Below are 6,864 nucleotides of genomic sequence, written 5' to 3' on the forward strand. Positions count from 1 at the left end.
GGGGCCGGCGGCTGGGCTTGTAGGGCCCAAGCGTGTCGGTGCGGGGCGTGTCGAGGGCCAGAGTACGCTGGGCGCGCAGCCACGCCCGGCTCAGGCGCACCTTCGCCAACGGCGAAGCCGGAGCCCACCACGCCAGGAGCGACGCAACTACAACAACCGATGCGGGGAAAAACTTCTGACCAGATTTCAAGCAGATAAGTGTAAGAACACGCGCCGCTTAGGCAGCACGCATCAGGCACAGCATTTTCAATTTCAGCAGCAAGCCGCCCCGAACCAACCCAGCACCGATGCGAAAGAAAACTTTCGCGGCCGGGCCTAGTGCGACTTCAAAGCAAACTTAATCAATTCCTCCACGCTCAGCTCCCCACCGTGCTTCTGCTGAATCTGGTCCAGCTGCTTCTCGGCGGCGGCCCGCGCAAAGCCGAGGGTCACCAAGGCCTGCAACGCTTCGGCGCGGCGCGTATTGTGCTGGCGGGCCAGCGGCACGGTATCGACGCCGGCCTTGGCCAGCAGCTCGTCTTTGCGGAGCTTGTCTTTCAGCTCCAGAATCACGCGCTGGGCAGTTTTCGGCCCTACACCCTTGATGGCCTGAATGGCGCGCACGTTCTCGTGCACAATGGCGTCGCGGATTTCGCCCACGCTCATGCTGCTCACCATCACAATGCCCGTGCCCGGCCCGATGCCCGACACCGAAATCAACTGCAGGAACAGGGCCTTCTCGTTGGGGTCCAGGAAACCGTAGAGCGTCTGCCCGTCTTCCTTGATATGTTGGTAAGTGTAGATTTTGGTAGCTGTGCCCTCGGCCGGCAGCTTGGAGTAGGTAGCCAGCGAAATGCGGACTTCGTAGCCCACGCCAAGAATGTCGACAATGGCGAGGGTAGCATCTTTGTATGCAAGTTTACCGTCGAGGTAGGCAATCATAAACCAGAAGTAAGGAAGGAGCGAAATGCTGCGATGGCAACACCGTTTCGCAGGTTTTCATCTCCCAAATCTACTGGCTTTTCGGGCATTTTTTTTGGGTGAAATAAAGAGCCTGCTTCCCAATGCTCCTATCACTGCTCCAACCCAATCGGCTCGCGACAGCGGCTTCCCTGCGCACGCGGGAACGGGCAGCACCGGCCGGGTACGCCCCGCTACCACAAACCGGCCAATCCCGCTTCGGCAGTCCGGCCACCCGGAATAACCGCGGGCCGCGCCCCCCAGCCCATTGCGGATGCCCGGCCAGTGCCGTGCGATAGATTTGTACCTTTTGACGGACTTCGGGTTGTTTAACAATACCTGACAGGCGACTTTTGGCCTCCCCTTTCACCCAAGGCCTGTTCCGGCACTTGTGCAGTATCCCTGTTTATGCAGTCAGCCGATAACGCTACCAGTAATAACTTTGCCTTAAATCCATTCCCCACCAGACGACTAATTGACCAACCCGTGGACATCTCTGTCGTCATTCCTATCTACAACGAAGAAGCCAACATTCCCACGCTGTACCAGCGGCTGCGCACTGTGCTGGAAGGAATGGGCAAAAGCTACGAGTTGATTTTTATCAACGACGGGTCGCAGGACCGTTCCCTGCACCTGCTACTGGAGCTGGCGGCGCACGATGAGCAGGTCCGGTTTATTGATTTGAGCCGCAATTTCGGGCACCAAATCGCCGTCACGGCCGGGCTGGACTGTGCCAGGGGCGCGGTCGTGGGCATCATCGATGCCGATTTGCAGGACCCGCCCGAGCTAATTCCGCTGATGTACGACAAGATGGCGGAGGGCTATGAAGTGGTGTATGCCAAGCGCCGCTCCCGCCAGGGCGAAAGCCTCGCCAAAAAAATGACGGCCCGGCTGTTCTATCGGCTGCTGGCGCGCATCACCCACATTTCCATTCCGGTAGATACGGGCGACTTTCGTCTTGTCTCCCGCAAGGTTGTGGAAAGCCTCAAGCGCATGCCGGAACAAAACAAGTTCTTACGAGGCCAGATTTCCTGGATTGGCTACCGGCAAACGTTCGTGGAATACGACCGCGCCGAGCGCGCCGGCGGCAAAACGGGGTATACCTACCGCAAAATGATTCGGCTGGCCCTGGATGGCATTACCGGCTTTTCGGATGCCCCGCTGAAAGCCGCCACCCTGAGCGGCTTCGCCGTATCGGGGCTGGCCTTTCTGGTGATGCTCTACACGCTCTACTCCAAATACGTCAAGCACGACTCCCAGCCCGGCTGGCCCTCGCTCATGATTAGCATTCTGTTTTTGGGCGGGGTGCAGCTCATCTCCGTGGGCATCATTGGGGAGTATATCGCCCGGCTGTCGGCCAATGTTCGACAGCGGCCGCTCTATATCATCTCCCACACCAATATCCCTTCCTGACACCAGACGCCGGACGCCTGGCAACGGGCCCTGATTCAGGGTGCGCCACGAGGGAAGTGAGCTACCCTCAGGCCGGCTTTTTCCGACGTCTTCGGCTGCTATTTCCCCCCACTTGTCTGCAGGCGCCCATCGGCTGCCAGCACGAAGCCCGTTATTTTATGAGCATGAGCATTCAGCATCTACTATCCCGAAAGCAGCTGCCCCGTTGGTTTTGGCCGCTCCTGATTGGGCTGAACTTTTGCCTGCATGCACCATTTTTTCACTTGCCACCGGTAAGCATTCACTTGTGGCGGCAATGCAATACGATGGCCGTCGCCCGTAATTTCTACGAGGAAGACATGAACATTCTGCGGCCCCGCGTAGACCGTCGCAATGCGACGAATGGCGTGACGGGCATGCAGTTTCCGTCCTACGAATGGCTCGTGGGGGGTAGCTACCACCTGTTTGGCTTCCACGAGTACCTGCCGCGCGTCATCAATTGGGTTATTTACATGCTCGGCGTCGTGGCCTTCTACTACCTCGCCAGGCAGGTGAGCGGGGCCGCCTGGCTCGGTGCCGTTGGGGCGTGGGGGCTGTCGTGGAGCCCGGAGATTTTTTACCACGGCATGAATGCGCTGCCCGATGTGCTGGCCCTGACGGCTTCGCTGGCGGGGCTGTATTGGTTTGGGCGGTGGCGTGAGCGGCGGCAGGGTGGCGTGCTGGCACTGAGCCTGGTCGCCGTTACGCTGGGGGGCCTGACCAAGCTGCAGTTTCTGGTCGTGGGCTTTCCCATTGCCGTATTCGTGCTGCGCGACCTGTGGAACCGACGCTTTACGACAGGCGAAATAGTCCAGCTGGTGCTCTACGCCGTGGTGGCCGTAGGCGTCACCCTGGCTTGGTACGCCTACGCCCTGCATCTGATTACCGTATCGGGACTGACCGATTTTGGCCTGGAAACGCGTCCGGCGCCCGACTTGGGCGCGGGGCTGCGCATTATTCAGCACAACCTGATTTCTGACCTACCCGAAACCTTGCTCGGGTACGGGGCCGTCGTCTTGTTCGGCGTGGGCCTGTGGCGGGTGTTGCGGCACGCCCCCGTGCGGCACCCCTGGTTTGCGCCCGGCCTGGCCTGGAGCTTGGCCCTGCTCGCCTACTACGTTATCGAGCTCAGCCAAATGCAGCACCATGGCTATTACCTGCTGCCCTTGCTCCCGGTTTTGCTGCTGCTGGCCGTGTGGGGAGCCGCCTGGCTGCAACGCTTTCCGCGCGCCCGGTACCTGCTGCTGGTAGCCCTGATTTTCCAGCCGGTGTGGGCCGTTTCCCGTATCGTGTGGGTGCGCTGGGTACGGCAGGGCCAAGACATTCCGGAGCTATATAATGCAGCCAGCCGGGCAAAGCTGGAGGCTGCTACCCCCAGCGGAGCGCGCTGCTTGGTGGGCCCAGACGATTCGGGCTGCATCGATTTTTATTTCCTCCACAAGAAAGGGTTCGGGTTCGACCAGCCCGACCAACTGTGGAAACAGAATGCACAGGGCAAAACGTACCTGGCAGACTGCATCACCCAAGGGGTGCAGTACCTGTACACGAACGATACCACGGTCGTGCACGACCCTCGCTTGCAGCCTCATCTGGCGCACCTCGTCACGCGGGTCGGCAGCTTCACGGTATGGCAGTTGCGCGCAGCCCCTCAGCAGCCATAATTCTCCGGCCTAAGCTCGTTTCGATAGGCTTTCAATAGCACGGCCTCGCGGCTGCACCCTGCAGCAGGGTGCAGCCGCGAGAGCGCCTTGCCGCCCTGCTGCGCGTCGACCACCGCGATGGCGGCCATGTTCACAATGTCGCGCACGCTGGCCCCGAGCTGCAGAATGTGCACCGGCTTGCGCATGCCCATCAGCACCGGCCCGATTACCTCGGTGCCGCTGATTTCCTGCAGTACCTTGTAGGCGATGTTGCCCGACTCGACGTTGGGGAAAATCAAGGTATTGGCACCTTTTTCGGCCAGCGGCGAGAAGCCGTAGTGCTCCTGCAGCAGCGCGGGGCTCAGGGCCACGTTGGCCTGCATCTCGCCGTCGATGAGCAGGTCGGGGAAGCGCTGCTTGGCCAGTTCGGTGGCGCGGCGGGTCTTTTCGGGCAGCGGCCCCGAGTTCGAGCCAAAGTTGGAGTAGCTGATAACCGCCACGCGCGGCACCGCGTCGAAGAAGCGCACCGCCCGCGCGGTGAGGCCGATAATCTCGACCATTTCCTCAGCCGTGGGGTTGATATTCACCGTCGTATCGGCGAAGAAGTACGGGCCTTTCTTGTGCTGAATGATGTACATCGACGACACGCGCTTCACGCCATCCTCGGTGCCAATGACTTGCAGCGACGGAATGATACTCTTGCCGTAGTCCTTGGTGAGGCCAGTGATGCAGGCGTCGGCCTCGCCGGTTTCCACCATCATGGCGGCGTAATAGTTGCGCTCGCGCATCAGGCGGCGGCCTTCGTAGAGCGTCATGCCGCGGCGCTGGCGCTTCTCGTACAGCAGCTTCGCAAACTCGTCGCGCTTAGCGTCCTGCTTCAGGATGTTGATGATTTCGCAGCCTTCGAGGTCGAGGCTGTTTTCGCGGGCAATGGTTTCGATTTTCTCCTGCGGCCCGAGCAGAATGGGCCAGCACACGCCCTCGTCGCGCAAAATCTGGGCGGCTTTGAGAATCTTGTAGTTGTCGGCCTCGGCAAACACCACCCGCTTGGGGTTGGCCTTGGCGGCCGAGGTGATGCGGTTCATCAGCTTCTGGTTCACGCCGAGGCGGGCGCGGAGCTGGTCTTCGTAAGCCGTCCAGTCGGTAATGGGCAGGCGGGCCACGCCGCTCTCTATGGCCGCGCGGGCCACGGCCGGGCTGATGCTGGTAATCAGGCGCGGGTCGAGTGGCTTCGGAATGAGGTAGTTGCGGCCGAAAGCCAGCGTGTTGTCGCCGTAGGCCTTGTTCACCATCTCGGGCACAGGCTCCTTGCTGAGCTCGGCCAGGGCGCGCACGGCGGCCAGCTTCATGGCCTCGTTGATTTCGGTGGCGCGCACGTCGAGCGCCCCCCGGAAAATGTAGGGGAAGCCCAGCACGTTGTTCACCTGGTTGGGGTGGTCGGAGCGGCCGGTGGCCATCACGAGGTCGTCGCGGGTGGCCATGGCCAGCTGGTAGCTCACCTCGGGGTCGGGGTTGGCCAGGGCGAACACGATGGGGTCGTTGGCCATTTTCAGCAGCAGGCCGGCGGGCAGCACGTTGGCCGCCGACAGGCCCAGGAACACGTCGGCGCCTTCCAGCGCTTCTTCCAGGTTGTTCACGGCGCGGGTGGTGGCAAACTGCATCTGAATAGGCGCCAGGTTGGTGCGGCGCTCATGAATGAGGCCGTCCTTATCGAACACCACGATGTTTTCCTTCTTCAGGCCCAGCGCCAGGTACAGCCGCAGGCACGATACGGCCGCCGCGCCCGCCCCGCTCACCACCAGCTTCACCTCGTCAATCTTTTTGCCCACAATTTCGAGCGCGTTCAGCAGCGCGGCCGAGGTGATAATGGCCGTGCCGTGCTGGTCGTCGTGCATCAGCGGGATGTTCATCTTCTCGCGCAGCTCCGTCTCGATGCGGAAGCACTCCGGCGCTTTGATATCTTCCAGGTTGATGCCGCCGAAGGTGGGCTCCAGCGATTTCACGATGCGGATGAACTCGTCGGGGTCGGTGGCGTCAATCTCGATATCGAAGCAGTCGATGCCCGCGAATTTCTTGAACAGCACGCCTTTGCCTTCCATCACCGGCTTGCTGGCGGCCGGGCCGATGTTGCCCAGGCCCAGCACCGCGGTGCCGTTGGAGATGACGGCCACCAGGTTGCCCTTGGCGGTGTACTTGTACACGTCGTCGGGGTTTTCGGCAATGGCCTTGCAGGGCTCGGCCACGCCCGGCGAGTAAGCCAGCGCGAGGTCGAGCTGGGTGCTCATGGGCTTGGTGGGCACCACTTCGAGCTTGCCGGCGGGCTCCTGCGAGTGGTAGTTGAGGGCGTCTTGCTTATTGACTTTCAGCATCGGGAATTCTGTTCGGAAAACGGCGGAAACCGCGGATGGCGGGTCGGCCACGACCCGCTTCAGTAGCCGAAAGTACGGCCGGCCGCCGGGTTTTGCGCAAAAAAAGCCCCGCGCCAGTGGGGGTGCGGGGCGGTTGCCGGACGGCGGGCAGCCCGCGGCGGCTATTCCAGCTTCAGGTTGGAAAAGGTGCCGGTTACCTTCACGTTGCAGAGCAGCGGGGTGGGCGCCGGGAAATACTCGCGCGGGTCGTTCACGCCGTCCATGGTCATGTCGAGCGAGCCGCTCAGCAGGCGCTGCTGCGGGTCGTAGGCCGTGATGACGACCTGGCCCGCCATGCTGTTGCGCCCGCTGGAGTAGAGATGAAAGGTAGACCGCGAGGGCGTGTTCCGGATTTTATACGTGTAGCTGGTTTCGACCACCTTGCCGGGGCTGCCCGGCCGGTCGCGCAAGGGGTAGGCCCCCTGCAGGCCGGCCGCCAGCGCCGC

The 6,864-nt window shown here is 61.7% G+C and carries 6 protein-coding genes; 2 read left to right on the forward strand and 4 right to left on the reverse strand.

Going from position 1 to position 6,864, the window contains the following annotated elements; translation table 11 throughout:
• The coding region (locus ACYVDE_RS16285; protein WP_460502608.1) for a hypothetical protein at positions 1 to 190 on the reverse strand (190 nt) is incomplete at its 3' end.
• A 125-nt stretch (positions 191 to 315) separates the two neighbouring features.
• Positions 316 to 921 (reverse strand): Holliday junction branch migration protein RuvA, encoded by a 606-nt coding sequence (gene ruvA / locus ACYVDE_RS16290; protein ID WP_460502609.1) that lies wholly within the window; start codon positions 919 to 921, stop codon positions 316 to 318.
• 504 nt (positions 922 to 1,425) lie between these two features.
• Here ruvA and ACYVDE_RS16295 point away from each other — a divergent pair.
• On the forward strand, positions 1,426 to 2,352 hold the full coding sequence (locus ACYVDE_RS16295) for a glycosyltransferase family 2 protein (protein ID WP_460502610.1): 927 nt from the start codon (positions 1,426 to 1,428) through the stop codon (positions 2,350 to 2,352).
• A gap of 305 nt (positions 2,353 to 2,657) precedes the next feature.
• On the forward strand, positions 2,658 to 4,031 hold the full coding sequence (locus ACYVDE_RS16300) for an ArnT family glycosyltransferase (protein WP_460502611.1): 1,374 nt from the start codon (positions 2,658 to 2,660) through the stop codon (positions 4,029 to 4,031).
• Here ACYVDE_RS16300 and ACYVDE_RS16305 read toward each other — a convergent pair.
• Both ACYVDE_RS16305 and ACYVDE_RS16310 read right to left on the reverse strand, forming a co-directional pair.
• Positions 4,019 to 6,379: an NADP-dependent malic enzyme gene (locus ACYVDE_RS16305; RefSeq protein ID WP_460502612.1), complete on the reverse strand. Its 2,361-nt coding sequence runs from the start codon at positions 6,377 to 6,379 to the stop codon at positions 4,019 to 4,021. The genes ACYVDE_RS16300 and ACYVDE_RS16305 overlap by 13 nt on opposite strands.
• A gap of 161 nt (positions 6,380 to 6,540) precedes the next feature.
• Positions 6,541 to 6,864: hypothetical protein (locus ACYVDE_RS16310; protein ID WP_460502613.1), on the reverse strand; the 324-nt coding region annotated here is incomplete at its 5' end.

Source organism: Hymenobacter agri, assembly GCF_054778495.1.

Bases quoted from the DNA above. Each gene is read 5' to 3' on its own strand.
- ACYVDE_RS16305 (WP_460502612.1), bottom strand. From the start codon at position 6,379: ATGCTGAAAGTCAATAAGCAAGACGCCCTCAACTACCACTCGCAGGAG.
- ruvA (WP_460502609.1), bottom strand. From the start codon at position 921: ATGATTGCCTACCTCGACGGTAAACTTGCATACAAAGATGCTACCCTC.
- ACYVDE_RS16300 (WP_460502611.1), top strand. From the start codon at position 2,658: ATGGCCGTCGCCCGTAATTTCTACGAGGAAGACATGAACATTCTGCGG.